This is a genomic window from Promicromonospora thailandica (genome assembly GCF_024171955.1).
GTDB classification, from domain to species: domain Bacteria; phylum Actinomycetota; class Actinomycetes; order Actinomycetales; family Cellulomonadaceae; genus Promicromonospora; species Promicromonospora thailandica.
The window spans coordinates 213227-230429 of sequence record NZ_JAMTCS010000011.1; the positions used below are offsets into that span (position 1 = coordinate 213227).

Annotated in this window: 12 protein-coding genes; 9 read left to right on the plus strand and 3 right to left on the minus strand. The window is 74.9% G+C overall.

The window, feature by feature from the left end; genetic code table 11:
- Positions 1-31 precede the first annotated feature (31 nt).
- Positions 32-601 carry an LURP-one-related family protein gene (locus APR03_RS18195; protein ID WP_253837847.1) on the minus strand — a complete coding sequence of 190 codons (570 nt, stop codon included), beginning with the start codon at positions 599-601 and terminating at the stop codon, positions 32-34.
- 58 nt (positions 602-659) lie between these two features.
- On the opposite strand from APR03_RS18195, the gene APR03_RS18200 reads away from it, so the two are divergent.
- The 5 genes from APR03_RS18200 to APR03_RS18220 all read left to right on the plus strand — a co-directional run bounded on the left by APR03_RS18200 (position 660) and on the right by APR03_RS18220 (position 7675).
- Positions 660-1058, plus strand: coding sequence for a hypothetical protein (locus APR03_RS18200; protein ID WP_253837848.1), 399 nt, complete (start codon positions 660-662; stop codon positions 1056-1058).
- 462 nt (positions 1059-1520) lie between these two features.
- Positions 1521-4853: a VanW family protein gene (locus APR03_RS25325; protein WP_253837850.1), complete on the plus strand. Its 3333-nt coding sequence runs from the start codon at positions 1521-1523 to the stop codon at positions 4851-4853.
- A gap of 19 nt (positions 4854-4872) precedes the next feature.
- Positions 4873-5712, plus strand: a complete 840-nt coding sequence (locus APR03_RS18210; RefSeq protein WP_253837852.1) for a hypothetical protein — start codon at positions 4873-4875, stop codon at positions 5710-5712.
- The gene (locus tag APR03_RS18215) at positions 5709-6671 is read left to right on the plus strand and encodes a prephenate dehydratase (RefSeq protein WP_253837854.1); all 963 of its coding nucleotides are present in this window, start codon (positions 5709-5711) and stop codon (positions 6669-6671) included. The genes APR03_RS18210 and APR03_RS18215 overlap by 4 nt, the downstream gene beginning before the upstream one ends.
- Positions 6668-7675 carry a prephenate dehydrogenase gene (locus APR03_RS18220; protein WP_253837856.1) on the plus strand — a complete coding sequence of 336 codons (1008 nt, stop codon included), beginning with the start codon at positions 6668-6670 and terminating at the stop codon, positions 7673-7675. Before APR03_RS18215 ends, APR03_RS18220 begins: the two co-directional genes overlap by 4 nt.
- Positions 7676-7696: 21 nt before the next feature.
- On the opposite strand, the gene APR03_RS18225 is transcribed toward APR03_RS18220, so the two are convergent.
- Together APR03_RS18225 and glgX are read right to left on the minus strand one after the other, a co-directional pair.
- Positions 7697-9400 (minus strand): FAD-binding dehydrogenase, encoded by a 1704-nt coding sequence (locus APR03_RS18225; protein ID WP_253837858.1) that lies wholly within the window; start codon positions 9398-9400, stop codon positions 7697-7699.
- 62 nt (positions 9401-9462) lie between these two features.
- On the minus strand, positions 9463-11787 hold the full coding sequence (glgX, locus tag APR03_RS18230; protein ID WP_253837859.1) for a glycogen debranching protein GlgX: 2325 nt from the start codon (positions 11785-11787) through the stop codon (positions 9463-9465).
- A 71-nt stretch (positions 11788-11858) separates the two neighbouring features.
- On the opposite strand from glgX, the gene APR03_RS18235 reads away from it, so the two are divergent.
- The 4 genes from APR03_RS18235 to APR03_RS18250 all read left to right on the plus strand — a co-directional run bounded on the left by APR03_RS18235 (position 11859) and on the right by APR03_RS18250 (position 17092).
- The gene (locus tag APR03_RS18235) at positions 11859-12671 is read left to right on the plus strand and encodes an electron transfer flavoprotein subunit beta/FixA family protein (RefSeq protein ID WP_253837860.1); all 813 of its coding nucleotides are present in this window, start codon (positions 11859-11861) and stop codon (positions 12669-12671) included.
- 26 nt (positions 12672-12697) lie between these two features.
- Entirely contained in the window at positions 12698-13675 is a 978-nt protein-coding gene (locus tag APR03_RS18240) for an electron transfer flavoprotein subunit alpha/FixB family protein (protein ID WP_253837861.1), read from the plus strand.
- 35 nt (positions 13676-13710) lie between these two features.
- Entirely contained in the window at positions 13711-14805 is a 1095-nt protein-coding gene (locus APR03_RS18245; RefSeq protein WP_253837862.1) for a HesA/MoeB/ThiF family protein, read from the plus strand.
- A gap of 115 nt (positions 14806-14920) precedes the next feature.
- The gene (locus tag APR03_RS18250) at positions 14921-17092 is read left to right on the plus strand and encodes a PhoX family protein (protein ID WP_253837863.1); all 2172 of its coding nucleotides are present in this window, start codon (positions 14921-14923) and stop codon (positions 17090-17092) included.
- The last annotated feature ends 111 nt before the right edge of the window (positions 17093-17203 follow it).

The window sequence follows — 17203 nt, forward strand, 5'->3', positions numbered from 1 at the left end:
GGCCCGGCGCCCCGACCTGCGCCCGAGCGGGTCAGCGCTCCTGCAGCGCGTCCAGCGCGATCGCCATCGCCGTCACGAGCCGGCGGTCGAGCTGCGGGTCGTGGATGTCGACGACGTAGCGGTCGCGCAGGCCCCACTTCTTCTCGACGGAGAACGCCGGGCGGCCGTCGAGCAGGAAGTCGAAGTGGTACGGGAGCCAGTCGATCTCGGTGAACCGGCGGATCAGGGCGACGGCGGTGCTGCGCTCGGCGCCGGTCAGCGTGGCGTACCCGGGCTGCTCCAGGTGCCAGGTGCTGCGCAGCAGCGAGCGGGCGAAGTCCTTCCGGAACGAGCCGATGGGGCTGCCGCCCGCGTCGACGATGTCGTAGGTGGCGCCGAGGTCGATCACCTGGCGCGCCTTGAAACCGAGCACCGGCTCGGTCCTGCTGTCGTCGGTGTAGAGCGTGACCTGCTCGCGGAAGGCCATGCGCTTCTGCTGCGCGAACGCGTAGAGGTCGCCCTCGGAGCCGTCCGGACGGGCGCCGTGCACCTCGTACTGGTTGACGAGCATGCGGACGCGCTGGCGGACGATGAGGCGGGTCTGTGCCTGGAGGGTGTTCACCCGCGGGAGTGTTCCACACGCGCAGCGACCTCCCAGAGGGATGCGGGAGAATGCTCGGGTGAACTCATCCGGACGTCACCTGGGACGAACGATCCTGCGCACCCTGCTGGCCGTCCTGCTCGGGGTCGTGCTGGGCGCTCTGGGCACGGTGGTGCACCGGTACGGCGGCGACCCCTGGTACCCCGGCCTCGTGCTGGCGCTGGCCCTGACCGTCGCCGCCGGCGTGCTCGCACGTGCCTGGGCCGGGTACGGCACCCTGCTGGGCTTCGGTGTCGGCTGGGTCGGCATCGTGCAGGCGTTGTCGCTGCCGGGCTCGGGGGGCGACGTCGTGGTGCCGGCGGGCGTGCTGGGCATGGTCTGGTCGTACGCCGGGGTGGCTCTGCTGGCCGTCGTCGCGTTCCTCCCGGCGGGGTGGTTCGCCGACGTCCCGGCCCGTCGGAAGCGGCCCGCCGCCTGACCTCGGCGGGTATGCCCGACCTGGTCCGGGACGGTAGGCGGCGCACCGGCCAGGATTGATACACAACCTCCACCTCGGGACGTCCGGTACGCGACCTTGAGACGGATTCTCACTCGATAAGATGCCCGGCAGGGCGGCCCCGTCCAGCGGATTCCGCCGCAGGTCCGGTGCGCCCTGTGGGGGCGCGGAGAGCCCGCGTCTCGGGTAGTTGCACGGAGCGTGCCGATGGGTGAGCCGACCGAGCGTGACGAACCGCTCGAGCCGACGTCAGACGAGAACGCCGGGACGAGACCCGCCCCGACGACCCCTCCCCGCCTCTCCCGGACGCGTCCCAGCGGCGTGCCGCCGCAGGTGGTCCGTCCCCCAGCACGTCCTGCCGGCCCGGATGCGGCGCAGTCCGCAGCTCAGGCCGGTCGTCCGAACGCTCAGCAGGCTTCCCGACCCCCAGAGAAGGCTCAGCCCGTGACACCTCCGGAGCAGTCCGGGGCCCCGAGGGCCCCGCACCAGCCCGCCCCGCCGTCGATCCGGCCGGCCAAGCCCGCGCGCGCCCAGGCCGAGCGGCCGGACGGCGCCTCGCCCGCCGCCTCGCCGAACGAGCCCGCCGCGACCCCGACGACGCCGGCCGCCCCCGTACGGCCCGCTGTCGCCTCGAAGCGGCCCGGTGGGGATGCGCCGACGGCGGTCCCCGGCCGGTCCGCCGCGTCGGCGGCGTCCGCGGACGAGCCGCCGAGCACGCCGAGCCAGACCGGTCCCGACCCGGTGGCCGTGCTGCAGACCGTGGTGAACGAGCTCGCGACGCCCGCGGCGAAGGCCGCGCCGCCGAAGAACGGCTACACGCCGCGCGTCTTCGCGTTCGAGCGCCCGCCCAAGATGGCGGACGGCGGAACGCCGGGTGCTGCTGAGTCGGGTGGGCCTGGGTCCGGCGCGACCGGTGCCGGTGCGCCGGGTGCCGGTGCGTCCGGCGCTGGTGTGTCCGGTGGTGCGGCGTCCGGTGAGAAGGGCGCCGCGTCCGCTGGTGCGGGCGCGAGTGCTGCCGCCGCCGGTGCCGCCGTGGCGGGCGCCGCCGCGTCCTCGGCCACGCCGAACGCCCCGAGCCCGGCCGCCGGAACGCCGGCTGCCCAGGGCCCGGCTGCCCAGAGTCCGGCTGCCCAGGATTTGGCTGCGGAGAAGCCGGCTGCCGCGGCACCCGCCCCCGTGAGCCCGGCCGCCGAGAAGGCCGGCGCCGGGAGCACGGATGCCGAGAAGGTCGGCGCCGAGTCGACCACTGCCGAGAACACCGGCGGCGAGAACACGGGCGCGGGAAACCCGGCCGCGAACCTGCCCGGCCAGAACCCTGCTGCCCAGCCCCCTGCTGCCCAGAACCCCGCCGCTCGGCCCCCCGCCGAGCAGGCTCCCGCTGCGCAGACCCCCGCCGCACCGGCTCCCGCCGACCGGAAGCCCGCTGCGCCGGCGAGCGCGTCGACGTCCGCTGCCGCGGTGCCGGCCGACCAGCAGTCCGCGCAGAAGGGCGCCGCCCCGGCGTCGGGCGCCGAGCCGGCCGGTGATGCTCCCGCCGACGCGCCCTCTCCCGTGAAGCAGCCGGCGTCGGCCGCCGGTGCGGCCGCGGCGGGTATCGCCGCCGCGTCGGCTGCGTCCCCGTCCGCCCCCGCGCCGGGTGCCGCGACCCAGCCCGCGGGTTCGACCCCGCCCGGGCCGCGGAACCCTGCCGCCGGTTCGACCCCGCCCGGGCCGGGGAACCCTGCCGCCGGGCCGACCCCGCCCGAGCCCGTCGCGGGGCGGACGCCGACCGCACCGCAGGCTCCCACCGGACAGGTTCCACCGACCCCGGCCGGGCAGGCTCCGCCGTCGGTCCCGCCGCGGTCGCTCATCCCGCCGACGGCCCCGGGCGCCGTCCCGCCGTCCGGCCCGGACGCCCCGGCCGAGGCGGGCGGCAGCTCGTTCCTGAAGCCGCTGACCGGCGCGATCCAGCGCGTCTCGCGCTGGGCGCCGGTGAACCCGGGCGCCGCTCCGGCGGCGTCGGCGCAGGGACCCGCCGGTCCCGGTGGCCCCGCGGGTGGTCCGGACGGTCCCGGTGCGCCGGACGCCGGTTTCTACGGCCTCGCCGGTGACGGCGCGCCGAGCCGCGGTCCCAAGATCGCGCTGTTCGCCGTGCTGGCCGTCGTCGTGCTGTTCGGCGCCTACGCGCTGACGGCGTGGGGCCTGAGCGACCGGGTGCCGCGCGAGACCACGGTGGCGGGCGTCGACGTCGGCGGCATGAGCCGGGCCGAGGCGGCCTCCGCCCTGACGGAGCAGCTCGGTCCGCGCGTCACGGAGCCGATCGCGCTCACCGCGGGCGAGGGCAAGGCACAGCTCTCCCCGGAGCCGAGCGGTCTCGCGGTCGACGCCGAAGGCACGGCCGCCGAGCTCACCGGGTTCTCGCTGAGCCCGGTGCGGATGTGGGCGCACATGTTCGGCGGTTCCGACGAGGAGCTGCTGCTGGACATCGACACCGAGAAGTTCGACGCCGCGGTGGCGGGCCTCGAGGAGTCGCTGGCCGTCGAGCCGGTGGACGGGACCGTCTCGTTCGTCGACGGTCAGCCGGCCAAGACGGACGCCAAGGACGGGTCGCGGATCGTCGCGAGCGAGACGTCGCGCATCATCACGGAGCGCTGGCTGCGCTCCGAGGGCCCGTTCGACCTGCCGGTCGAGACCGTCGAGCCGGCGGTCACGCAGCAGGAGACGGACGAGAGCTTCGCCGTGGCGCAGAAGGTGGTCTCGGGCCCGGTCACCGTGGCGGTGGGCGGCCAGAACCCGGTGCTCACGCCCGACGTGCTGGCCGGCCTGGTCCGGTTCGAGCAGCGGGAGGGCGCGCTGGTCACGATCGTGGACCGCAAGGCGGCCGTGGCGGCGATCGTGGACGGCACCACCAACCTGCTGGAGGTGCCGGACGACGCGCACTTCGAGTTCGTGGGCGGCAAGCCGACGGTCGTCGAGGGCAAGACCGGTACCACGCTGGACCCCGCGGAGACGGGCAAGGCCGTGCGGATCGCCGCGACGAGCGACGACCGCGAGACGTCGGTCGAGCTGGTCGAGCAGAGCCCGGAGGAGACCGTCGAGTCGCTGCAGGCGCTGGGCGTCAAGGAGGTCGTCTCCGAGTTCAGCACGCCGCTGACCAACGAGCCGGTCCGGACCCAGAACCTGGTGCGCGGGGCGCAGATGGTCACCGGCAACCTCATCAAGCCGGGCGAGACCTTCTCCCTGCTGGAGGCTCTCGCGCCCATCACGCTCGAGAACGGGTACTTCGACGCGGGCGTCGTGGAGGACGGCAAGCACGTCGAGGCGGTGGGCGGTGGTCTGTCGCAGATGGCCACGACGTCGTTCAACGCGGGCTTCTTCGCCGGGTTCGACGACATCGAGCACCACGCGCACTCGTTCTGGTTCCCGCGCTACCCCGCGGGCCGCGAGGCCACGATCTACGTGGGCGCCAAGGACATGAAGTTCCGCAACGACACCCCGTACGGGGCGGTCATGCAGGCGTTCGTGTCGAACGGTCAGCTCACGGTCCGCATCTGGAGCACCAAGCACTACACGGTGCAGGAGAGCACGAGCCCGAAGCGGAACATCGTGCCGAAGACGACCATCCACGACTCGTCGGCGGGCTGCCAGCCGTATCCCGGCGGTGAGGACGGCTTCTCGGTCACGATCTCCCGGAAGGTGCTGCACGACGGCAAGGTGGTGAAGGAGAACTCCTTCAACCACTCGTACAACCCGGACAACCCGGTGGTCTGCGACGGGTCCAAGGGCTCGGACGGCTGACCGGCGGTAGGTTGCGCACATGCTTGGACGTAGCGAGCGGGAGTCCCCCGCGCACGCGGTGCTGGCCGCGCGGATGGCGGGCTGGACCGACCCGGTGGAGCTGCTCGACCTCGGCACGACGGCGGACACGCTGGCGACCGTGGCGAGCATCGAGGCCCTGGCCGCCGTGGTGCACCTGGGACACCCGGAGCACCCGGCGCCGGGTCTCGAGCGCGCCCTCCTGGAGGGGGACTCGTCGCTCATCCTGACGGCGGCCGTCGCCGTGCCCGGCCAGTGGGTCTGGGTGGGCGCCGGCGCCACGGGCGGCCAGGTGGTGATCGACGAGGCGGGGGTGCGGGACTGCGCGCCGGTGCTGCGCGGCCTCGGCGCCAGCCTCCGGCTGGTGCCCACGCGCACCACGGTCGAGGAGCGCATCGCGCTCGCCGGCGAGAGCGGGTCGCTCGTGATCGAGCGGTCGCGCGTGCCGGCGGGCTTCGCCGAGCTGCCCGACAGTGCGGCCCTCGCCGACGGCGGACCGGTCTGGTACGGGCTCCTGGAGTCCCGGGACGACTGGCCGCCGTTCACCGAGCCGGCACAGGTGTGGTTCGCGTTCGGCCCGGCGGACGACCACCTGGGCTCGTTGCAGCCTACCCTGGCGGTCGTGGCCGAGGCCGGGCTCGACCTCGTCCACCTGCGCAGCCAGCCCTCCTCGAGCGGTCCGCACGCGTTCTTCGCGTCGTTCTCCTGCCCCACGTCGGACGTGCTGAACGACCTCGTCGCCGCGCTCACCGAGCGGGGCGTCGCGCACCGCACCCTCGCGGTGCTGCCCGGCGACTCGTTCGTGCCCGGTCCCGACACCCTCACCCCGCGGTGGGCATGACGCCGCCGCCCGCCGGCGCCCGCGTCGCGTACCTGGGCCCGGAGGGCACGTTCACGCACCAGGCCGCCCTGGAGTGGGCCCGCCGGGCCGGCGGCCCCGTGACCGCAGAGCCGCTCGGCACCGTCAGGGCCGTGCACGACGCGGTGGCCTCCGGGGCAGCCGACGTCGGCGTCGTCGCCGTCGAGTCCTCCGTGGAGGGCTACGTGGTGCCGACCTTGGACGCCCTGCTGTCCAGCGCCGACGTCGTGGCTGTCGACGAGGTGGCCATCGACGTCTCGTTCGACGCCTTCGTGCGGCCCGACCACGGCGAGCTCACCGAGGTGTCCGCGCACCCGCACGGCCTCGCGCAGTGCGCCGGGTTCGTGACGGGCACCGGCCTGGCGAGCGTCCCGGCGTCGTCCAACGCGGCCGCGTGCCGCGACGCCGGACCCGGCACCATCGCCCTGGGCCCCACCATCTGCGGCGAGCTCTACGGCCTGGACACGTACGCCAAGGCCGTCGAGGACTTCCGCGGCGGACGCACCCGGTTCCTCGCGCTCACCCCGCGCGGTTCCGCCGCCCGCTACCTGGAGCGGTCGCGCGCCGCCGGCGAGACCGACTGGAAGACGATGCTCGCCATCACCCCCTCGGTGACCGGGCCGGGCGTGCTCGCCCGCATCACCGCGGCGTTCGGCGACCGCCAGGTCAACATGTCCAGCCTCATCACCCGGCCGCTCAAGGCCCAGGAGAGCCGGTACGTGTTCGTCGTGACGTTCGACGACGCGCCCTGGGGCGCGGGCGCCCGCGAGCTCCTGCGCGACCTGCTCGCCGCCGGCGACTCGCTCAAGACGCTCGGCCTCTTCCCGGCCGGCGCCGGGTTCCGGAACCTGGACGGTGCCCTCGACCCCGACCACGTGCCGGTCGGCTCGGTCACGGCGGCGGACCCCGGCGCGGTGCTGGACCAGGGGCTGCTGTGGTGAGCGTCGGCGTCGTCGGCCTGGGGCTCGTCGGCGGCTCGCTCGCCCGCGCCCTGCAGGCCGCCGGGGTGCCCGTCGTCGCGACCGACCCCGTCTCCGGCGGCGAGGCGCGCGCCGCGGGCCTCGCGGTGGCGGACGACGTGGCGCACCTGGCCGCCGACCAGCCGGACGTCGTGGTGCTGGCCGCGCCCCTGCGCGCCATGCGGTCCGTGGCCGCCGAGCTGGCCGACGCGCTCGCCGCCCGGCCGGGCTGGGACCCGACGGTGACCGACGTGGGCTCGGTCAAGGGCCCGGTGCGGGAGGCCGTGACCGAGGCCGGGCTGGGCGCGCGCTACGTGGGCGCGCACCCGATGTCGGGCACCGAGCAGAGCGGTTTCGCGGCGTCGACGGCGGAGCTCATGCAGGGCGTGCCCTGGGCGGTGACGGTGGCCCCCGAGACCGGTCGGGAACGGCTCCGCCAGGTGCTGTCGCTGGTCACCGGGCCGCTCGGCGGGACGGCGGCGGTGCTGACCGACGAGCTGCACGACGAGGCGGTCGCGCTGATCTCGCACGTGCCGCACGTGCTGGCCACGCAGCTCCTCGGGGCCGTGGCGGGGGCGCCGGTGCGGGACCTCGCGCTGGGCCTGTCGGCGGGCTCGTTCCGGGACGGCACCCGCGTGGGCCTCACCGACCCGCGGCGCACCGAGGCGATGGTCACCGAGAACGGCGCCTGGGTGGCCCCGGTGCTGCGGCTCGCGGCCCGCGACCTGGAGCGGCTCGCCGACGACCTCGACTCCAACGCGCCGACGCACTGGTTCTTCGACCGGCCGGACCCGGTCCGCGAGCTGATCCGGCCCGGGGCGCCCCGGGTGACGGGCCTGCGGCCGGGCGACGGCGACGGCGACGAGGGCGGCCCCGACGTCGAGACCGTGCCCCTGACGGGCGACTGGCCCGCCGGCCTGGTGACGCGCTGCGCCCAGGGCGCGGTGGTGGTCGCGGTGGAGCGGGAAGCGGTGCTCCTGCGCTGAGCGGGCCTGCTCAGCGCGCCGTCACAGGGACGCCGCCAGCGCTCGCCCGGTCGTGCGGCCCGTGAAGAGGCAGCCGCCCAGGAACGTGCCCTCCAGCGCGCGGTGGCCGTGCACGCCGCCGCCGCCGAAGCCCGCGGCCTCGCCCACGGCCCACAGCCCCTCCAGCACCTCGCCCGACGGCGTGAGCGCCCGGCCGGTCTCGTCGCACCAGAGGCCGCCCAGGGTCTTGCGGGTCAGCACCGACAGCCGCACGGCGAGCAGCGGCCCGTCCTGGGGGTCGGTGAGTGCCCGCGGCGGTGCCACCCGGATGGCCTTGTCCACGATGAAGTGCCGGGCCGCCGCGGTCGCCACGACCTGCGGGTCCTTGCCCAGCCCGGAGGCCACCTGCGCGTCGCGGGCCGTGATCAGCGCGGCCAGGGCGGCGCCGTCGACGTGCCCCCGCGACCCCGGCGTCGCGTCGGTGAGGGCGTTCATCCTCGCGGCGAGCTCGGCGGGGGTGTCGGCCCAGAGGAACTCCTCCGACTGCTCGGCGAAGGTGCGCACCGGAACGGACCGCCCGCGCACGCGCTCCAGGAGCAGCGGCACGGACTTGCCGGTCAGGTCGGGGTTCTGCTCGGACCCGGAGAGGGCGAACTCCTTCTCCATGATCGTCTTGTTCAGCACGAACCAGGAGTGGTCGTCGCCGCGCGTGGTCACGTGCCGCAGCGCGCCCAGGGCGTCGAAGCCGGGGTACAGCGGGCCGGGCAGGCGGTTGCCGTCCGCGTCGAGCCAGAGCGACGACGGGCCGGGCAGGATGCGGATGCCGTGGTCGGTCCACACCGGGGAGTGGTTCGCGATGCCCTCGGGATAGTGCCACATGCGGTCCTCGTGGACCAGCGCGGCGCCCGACGCCTCCGCGACCCCGAGCATGAGGCCGTCGGTGGAGTCGGGGACCCCGGAGAGCATGCGTGCGGGGAGCTGCCCGGCGTCGGCGGACCAGCGGGCCCGCGCGAGGTCGTGGTTGGCCCCGATGCCGCCGCTCGCCACCACGACGGCCTGGGCCGACAGCTCCACCTCGCCGGTCACGGTGCGGCTGGACGGTTCGCCGCGGCCGGCGTCGTCGTCCGCCAGGACCTGCGCGTGCACGCCGGTGACGCGGCCGTCGGTGACCACGAGCGAGGTGACGCGGTGCCGGAAGCGCAGGTCGAGCAGGCCGGCCCGGTTCGCCTCGTGGGCCGCGACCACGAACGGCTCGACGATCGCGGGCCCCGTGCCCCACGTGACGTGGAAGCGGGGCACCGAGTTGCCGTGCCCGTCGGCCGGGTGGCCGCCGCGCTCCGCCCACTGCACGAGCGGGAACCAGCGCACGCCCTTCGCGTGCAGCCAGGGCCGCATGCCGCCCGCGGCGAACTCGACGAACCCCTCGGCCCAGCGGTAGCCGAAGCGGTCCGGGCCCTCGCCGCGCTCGGCCCCGGGGTCGAACTGCGCGGACCCGAGCCAGTCGGAGAACGCGAGCTCGGCGGAGTCGCGCACCTTGAGCCGGCGCTGCTCGGGCGAACCGACCAGGAACAGGCCGCCGAACGACCACCAGGCCTGCCCGCCGAGCGAGGCCGCGGGCTCCTGGTCGAGCAGGAGCACGCGCTTGCCCGCGGCGGTCAGCTCGGTCGCCGTCACGAGGCCGGACAGCCCCGCGCCGATGACTATCACGTCGGCGGCGACATCGTTGTTGGGGCCGGAGTCAGTCATGTGCGCACTGTAGCCACGTGACGGCCGTCGCGGTGCGGTCGCCGGGACAGGTCTGGGGTGAACTACGTACGGCCCGGGGAGAGCAGCACCTGGAGGCTGAGGGCGTCCAGCACCGAGGTGGTGCGGGGGCCCGCCTCGTCCTCGGGCACGTGCGGGAAGTCCCAGCCGGAGTCCCAGACCAGCTCCCACGGGGCGTCGCCGTCCACCCGGGGCGGGAGCGTCACCTCGGCGTCGCCGAAGCCGCCGTTGAGCACGAGCAGCACGTCCGCGTCCCCCGAACCCGGCCCCGGCCGCAGCATCTGCAGCACGCGCAGGGCGGGATCGTTCCAGGTCGCGGGCTCCATGAGCCGGCCGTCTCCGGCGAACCACAGCAGGTCCGGGTCGGACTCGTGGGGCCGTGGGGACCCCAGGAAGAACGAGTCGGCGCGCAGCGCCGGGTGCTCGCGCCGCAGCCGCAGCAGGTACCGCGTGGTCTCCAGCAGGTCGGTCGCCGCCTCGTCGACGGCCCAGCGCAGCCACGACGTCTCGTTGTCCTGCACGTAGGCGTTGTTGTTGCCGCCCTGGCTGCGGCCCAGCTCGTCGCCCGCGGTGAGCATGGGCGTACCCGCCGCGAGCAGCAACGTGCCCAGCAGGTTGCGCTGCGACTTGCGCCGCGGCGGCACGATCGCCTGCCACGGCTCGGTCGTGGCGTCGTCGCCCGAGGACGTGTGCCCCTCGATGCCGTGGTTCCACGAGAGGTTGTTGTCCGTGCCGTCGCGGTTGTCCTCGCCGTTGGCCTCGTTGTGCTTGTGGTCGTAGGCCACGAGGTCGGCGAGGGTGAAGCCGTCGTGCGCCGTCACGTAGTTCACGGATGCCACCGGCCCGCGCACCAGCGGCGGGTCCCCCGGTCCGAACAGGTCCGCGCTCCCGGCCAGGCGCGTGGCCAGGTCGCGCAGGCCGCGCATCTCCTGACCGCGCGCGCCCTGCCTGGGCGCGTCCAGCCAGAAGCCCCGCACCGCGTCGCGGAACCGGTCGTTCCACTCGGCCATGGGCGGCGGGAACGAGCCCGTCTGCCAGCCGCCCGGACCCACGTCCCAGGGTTCGGCCACGAGCTTGAGGCCGGACAGCACCGGGTCGGTCTGGAGGGCCACGAGGAAGGGGTGGTCCGGGTCGAAGCCGACGTTGCCGCGGCCCAGCGTCACCGCGAGGTCGAACCGGTAACCGTCCACGCCCACCGTCTCGGCCCAGTAGCGCAGCGAGTCCAGGGCCATCTGGATGACGCGCGGCCGCCGGAAGTCGAGCGAGTTGCCCGTGCCGGTGACGTCCGCCAGGGCCGCGGGGGAGGCGCCGTCGTGCAGGTAGTAGACCGGGTTGTCCAGGCCGCGCCAGGCCAGGTGCAGCCCGTCGTCGCCGCCCTCGCACGTGTGGTTGTAGACCACGTCGAGCAGCACCTCGATGCCCGCCTCGTGCAGCAGGTGCACCATCCCGCGCACCTCGTCGAGCACCGCCTCCGCGCCCTGCTCCTGCGCCGTCCGGGTCGCGTAGGCGGCGTTGGGCGCAAAGAATCCCAGGGTGTTGTAGCCCCAGTAGTTGGTCAGCCCGTTCGCCGCGAGCCGCGGCTCGGCCACGCTCTTGTGGATCGGCAGCAGCTCGAGCGTCGTCACCCCCAGGCTCTGCAGGTGCTCGACGACGGCCGGGTGCGCCAGGCCCGCGTACGTGCCCCGGAGCTCCTCGGGCAGGTCCTCCCGGAGCATCGTCAGGCCGCGCACGTGCGCCTCGTAGATCACGGTCTCCGCCCACGGCACGCGGGGCCGCGTCAGCGGCGGGGGCGGGGGCAGCGGGCCGACGACGACGGAGTGCGGCACGTACGGCAGGGAGTCCGCCGGGTCCGCCGCACCGTGGCGGTCGCCCAGCCAGAGCCCTGGCCCGGGCCGGTCGTCCTGCCGTACCGAGACGGAGCCGATCACCTCGGGCCCGTACCGCAGCCGGCCCGCGAACCCGCGCGCGTACGGGTCGATCAGCAGCTTGGCCGGGTTGTGGCGCATCCCCGCGGCAGGGTCCCACGGGCCGTGCACCCGGAAGCCGTAGCGCTGCCCGGGCGCGACGTCGGGCACGTGCGTGTGCCACACCCCGTACACCGGGCCCACCATCTCGATGCGGCGCTCGGTGTACCGCCGGGGGTCGTGCTCGTCCAGCGCCGGGTCGGTGACGTCGATGAGGCACAGGTCCACGGCGGTCGCGTGCGACGCGAGTACCGCCGCGTCGATCCCGCCGTCGGGCGTCACGTACACGCCCAGCGGCGGCACGTGGCTGCGCCGCGCCGTCGGACGGATCAGCGGGCGGACGACCGGGCGGGGTGCCGGATCGCCCGGAGCCCGCTGCGGTACTGCTCGTTCTGACTGCACCATGTGACCAATCGTTGCAAACGCACCTGTGGACACGGTCCCTGCGGGACCGCCCGGCGTCGTACGGTAACCCCATGCGCATCGTCGTCACCGCCAAGTACGTCCCGGACATCAACACCGACCGAGGCTTCTCCGGCGGACGGGTCGTACGCAGCGCCGCCGAGGGCACGCTCAACGAGCTCGACGAGAACGCGATCGAGGCCGCCCTGCGGCTCGTCGAGGCCGCGCGCGAGGCCGGCACCCTCGGCCCCGACGAGGGCGAGGTCGTCGTGGTCACCATGGCGGGCCCGGACGGCGACGTGGCGCTGCGCAAGGCCTTCCAGCTCGGCGTCGACCGCGGCATCCGGGTGTCCGGCGACGAGCTGGCCGGGTCCGACTACTTCGGCACCGCCGCCGTGCTCGCCGCCGCCGTGCGCCGGCTCGGCGCGGAGTCGCCGGTGGACCTCGTGGTCACGGGCATGGCGGCGCTCGACGGCCTCGGCTCGGTGGTGCCCACCCTGCTCGGCGCGGAGCTCGGGCTGCCCACCCTGAACCTCGCGAAGAAGGTCGAGCTGGCCGACCGCGTGCTGACGATCACCCGTGAGGCGGACGACGTCACCGAGGTGCTGTCCGCGCCGCTGCCCGCCGTCCTGTCCGTGACGGACGGCGCCAACCAGCCGCGCTTTCCGGGCTTCAAGCTGATCATGGCCGCGCGCACCAAGGAGATCGAGGTCTGGACCCCGGCCGACCTCGGCCTGGACCCCGCCACCGCCGGGTCCGCCGGGGCGCGCACCGAGGTGCTGACCGCCGCCCCGCGCCCCGAGCGTGCCGAACCCGAGATCGTCACCGACAAGGGTGAGGGCGGCGTCGCGCTGGCCGACTTCCTGATCCGCAACGACCTGGTCTGAGCCCGGGCACCCCGAGGAGACACACGATGACCAACCGCACCGTCCTGGTCCTGCTCGAGCCGGCCACCGAGGTCCGCGACAGCGCCCTCGAGCTGCTCACCATCGCCCGCGGCCTCGGCCGGGTCGAGGCCGTCACGCTCGAGGCGCCCACCGTCGAGGTGCTCGCGCAGCTCGGCACCTACGGCGTCGAGACCGTGCACCAGGCCGAGCTCTCCCGCGACGGCTCGTGCGTGACCGGCGACGAGCGGCACCTGCCCGCCGTCGTCGGCGCCGCGCTGGCCGCCGCCGTCCGCCTGACCGACGCCGACGTCGTGCTGCTGCCCACCTCGTTCGCCGCGAAGGAGGCCGCGGCGCTCGCGGCCCGCGAGCTCGGGGCGGGCCTCGTCATCGACGCCGCCTCGGTGCGCGAGGCGGACGGCCGCGTCGTCGCGGGCAAGCGCGTGTTCGCCGGCGCCTGGGACACCGAGTGCGCCCTGACCACCGACGTGGCCGTCGTGACCGTCCGCGCCAACTCGGCGGTGGCGCAGCCCGCCGACGTCGCCGTGGAGCCGGTCACCGAGGGCTACGCGGTCGAGGTGGCGGCGTCGCCGGTGACGCTCGTGTCGCGCGAGGTCAAGGCCGACACGAGCGGCCGGCCGCCGCTGGACCAGGCTGCGATCGTGGTGGCCGGCGGGCGAGGCACCGACGGCGACTTCGGCCCCGTCGAGGACCTCGCGGACGCCCTGGGCGCCGCCGTCGGCGCGTCCCGCGACGCCGCCTTCGAGGGCTGGTGGGACACCTACGTGGGGCAGACCGGCGTCACGGTGGCGCCGCGCGTCTACATCGGCGCGGGTATCTCGGGCGCACCGCACCACCGGGGCGGCATGCAGGCGTCCCAGGTGATCGTGGCGGTGAACAGCGACCCCGAGGCGCCGATCTTCGAGATCTGCGACTTCGCGGTGGTGGGGCAGCTCGCCGACGTGCTCCCGCAGGCTGCGGCGGAGATCCGCAAGCACAAGGGCTGACCGGCCGGTCCCGGCCGCGTGGTGGAATGGGTGGCATGGAGCCGTTCGTGTCCGGGAAGGGTGGGCTGGAGCCCACCGAGCGGCGCCGGGTTGCCCGGCACCTGCTGCTCGACGGGTTCGGGCTGTCCGCGCAGGAGCGGCTCGCCGCGTCCCGGGTCGTCGTGGTCGGGGCGGGCGGCCTCGGCTCGCCGGTGCTGCAGTACCTGGCCGCGGCGGGCGTCGGCACGCTGGGCGTCATCGACGACGACGCGGTCGAGCTGTCCAACCTGCAGCGCCAGGTGCTCCACACGGCGGCCGACGTCGGGCGCGGCAAGACCGACTCCGCCGCCGACGCCCTGCGCGCCCTGGCCCCCGGCGTCGAGGTGATCGCGCACCGCGAGCGCCTGACCCGCGAGAACGCCGCCTCGATCCTGGGCGGCTACCACCTGGTGGTCGACGGGTCGGACACGTTCGAGACGCGGTACGCGGTGTCCGACGCCGCGGCCGGGCTGGGTCTGCCCGTGGTGTGGGGCTCGGTGCTGGGCTGGGACGGCCAGGTGAGTGTCTTCTGGTCGGCGGCGCCGGACGGGCGGGCGATCACCTACCCGGACGTGTTCGGGCCGCAGCCGCCCGAGGGCGAGTCGTGCGCGACGGTGGGCGTGCTGAGCCCGGCGTGCGGCGTGGTGGGTTCGACCATGGCGGTCGAGGCGGTCAAGGTGCTGACCGGCACCGGGGATCCCGCGCTGGGTCGGCTGCTCGCGTACGACGCGCGCACCTCGGCGTGGGACACGGTCCCGCTGGCGGCGCCGGCCCCGGGGGTGGACGGCGACCCGGGGCAGGACGGCGCGCCGCAGGGCAGCGCCGTGGCGGACGACGCGGCCGCGCCACCGCCGTCGTCGGCCGGGCCGGTCGAGGCGACCGCCGGTGTGCTGCTGCTCGACGTGGGGCTGCGGCCAGGCGCCGTGCCGGGGGCGGTGTTCGCCCGGCTGGAGGACCTGGCGGCCGGGAGCTTCCCGGACGAGCTGCTGGACCACCCGCTCGACGGTCCGGTGCTCGTGGTGTGCGAGCGCGGGCTGCGCTCGCGGGGCGCCGAGCAGCTGCTGCGGGCGGAGGGCTGGCGCGACGTCACCAGCCACGCCATCCTGGGCTGAGGCCCCGGCCGGCCATCTCCCGTTCACCTGGGCGTACCGGGGCTTTCGCGGCGGGGACACCGCCCGCTCCTAGGTTGACGACGACCTGCCCCCCAGCCGGACCGGAGACCCTCCGATGACGATCGCTCCCGAACACCGCCAGCTGCTCACGGTGCACACGCACGCGCGCGGCAAGCGCAGCCCCGTCACCTGTCGTCTGAAGTGCAACGACGCGTGCCTCCACCCCGCTCCCAACGAGAGCGCCAACGAGTACTTCAAGGACGTCGTGGGCGCGGTGCTGTCCCGCCGGGCGATGCTCGGGACGCTGGCCGTGGCCGCGGGCGCCGTGGTGATCGGTGCGCAGGGTGCGACGGCGCCGTCGGCGGCCGCCGCGCCGCTGGCCGAGGGCCGGTTCCCGGGTCATGGGCACGGGCACGGCAAGGGCCTCGCCTTCGGCGCGATCGACCCGCAGCCGGTCGACGTCGACGCGCTGGTGGTGCCCGAGGGGTACACGTGGGACCCGATCATCCGCTGGGGCGACCCGATCCTGCCGGGCGGCCGTACGTTCGACCCGGACAACCAGTCGCCCGAGCAGCAGGCCAAGCAGTTCGGCTACAACTGCGACTACCTCGACATCCTCCCGATCCGGCCGGGTGCGCCCAGCCGCGGCACGCGCGGCCTGCTGGTGTCGAACCTCGAGTACACCAACGCGGAGATCATGTTCCCGCCCACGGAGAAGTACTGGGACATCGCGCCCGACGGCAGCCGCACGAAGAACGCCTACACCCGCGCGATCGAGCGGGCCGCCCACGGCATGGCCGTGGTCGAGGTGCGGCGCCGGGCCGCGGGCACGCCGTGGGACCACCAGCGCCTCAGCCCCTACAACCGGCGGATCCACCTGGGCACGGAGTTCGTGCTCGACGGTCCCGCGGCCGGCTCCGACCTGCTCAAGACCGCCGCGGACCCGACCGGGCGGCGCGTGCTGGGCACCATGAACAACTGCGCGGGCGGCACCACGCCGTGGGGCACGGTGCTCTCGGGCGAGGAGAACTTCAACGGTTACTTCGTGGCCGCCGGCGCGAACCCGACGGCGGACGCCCGCTACGGCCTCGGCTCCTCGACCAGCTACGGCTGGGAGCAGGACGAGCCGCGCTTCGCCCAGTCGGAGGGGTACGAGAACGAGTCCCACCGGTTCGGCTGGGTGGTCGAGGTGGACCCGTACGACCCGGAGTCCACCCCCGTGAAGCACACGGCGATGGGCCGGTTCAAGCACGAGGGCGCCAACGTCACGCTGTCCCGCGCGGGCCACGCCGTCGCGTACATGGGCGACGACCAGGCGTTCGACTACGTCTACAAGTTCGTCTCGAAGGACCGCGTGGCCAAGGGCGACTCGCGCTGGGCACGCGCCCACAACAAGACGCTGCTGTCCGAGGGCGACCTGTTCGTCGCGCGGTTCACGGGCGACTCGCCGGCCGCGCAGATCGACGGGTCGGGCGCGCTCCCGGCCGACGGCGCCTTCGACGGCACCGGCGAGTGGATCCCGCTGGTCAAGGGCGGACGCAGCCGGGTGCCGGGCATGTCGGTCGAGGAGGTGCTCGTCTGGACGCGCCTGGCCGCGGACAAGGTCGGCGCCACCAAGATGGACCGCCCGGAGGACGTCGAGATCAGCCCCGTCACGGGCCGCATCTACGTGGCCTGCACCAACAACTCGGGCCGCACCCCCGGCAACGCGACCGAGGGCGCCACGGAGGCCAACCCGCGCACCCACAAGGTGGTCGGCGGCGCGACCACCAACGGCAACCGGGACGGCCACGTGGTCGAGATCGTCCCGGTGGGCGACCAGACCTCCACCCGGTTCACGTGGAACCTCCTGCTGGTGGCGGGCGACCCCACCGTCGAGGGCACGTACTTCGCGGGCTACCCGCGCGACCGCGTCTCGCCCATCTCGTGCCCGGACAACCTGGCGTTCGACGCCGAGGGCAACCTCTGGATCTCGACCGACGGGGCGCCGAGCTCGTCCGCGATCGCCCGCTGCGACGGCCTGTTCAAGGTGCCGGTCGCGGGCCGGGAGCGCGGGCACGTGCAGCAGTTCCTCTCGGTGCCCGCCGGTGCCGAGACCTGCGGCCCGCTGGTCGACTCGCGCGACGGCATGGTCTACGTGAACGTGCAGCACCCGGGCGAGGACGGCACCTACGACGCGCCGGACTCGTTCTTCCCGGACTACGTCGCCCCCGGCGTGCGCCCGGAGGCGGGTGACTTCCGCGGCCCCCGCCCGACGGTCGTCCAGGTCTACCGCCCGCGCCGCTGACCCGACCGACACCCGCTGAGTGCGGGATCTTCGCCCCTCCGGCACCCGGAGAAGGGCGAAGATCCCGCACTCAGCGTGCCGTGCGGGGTGGGATGCGATCCGCACCCCGCG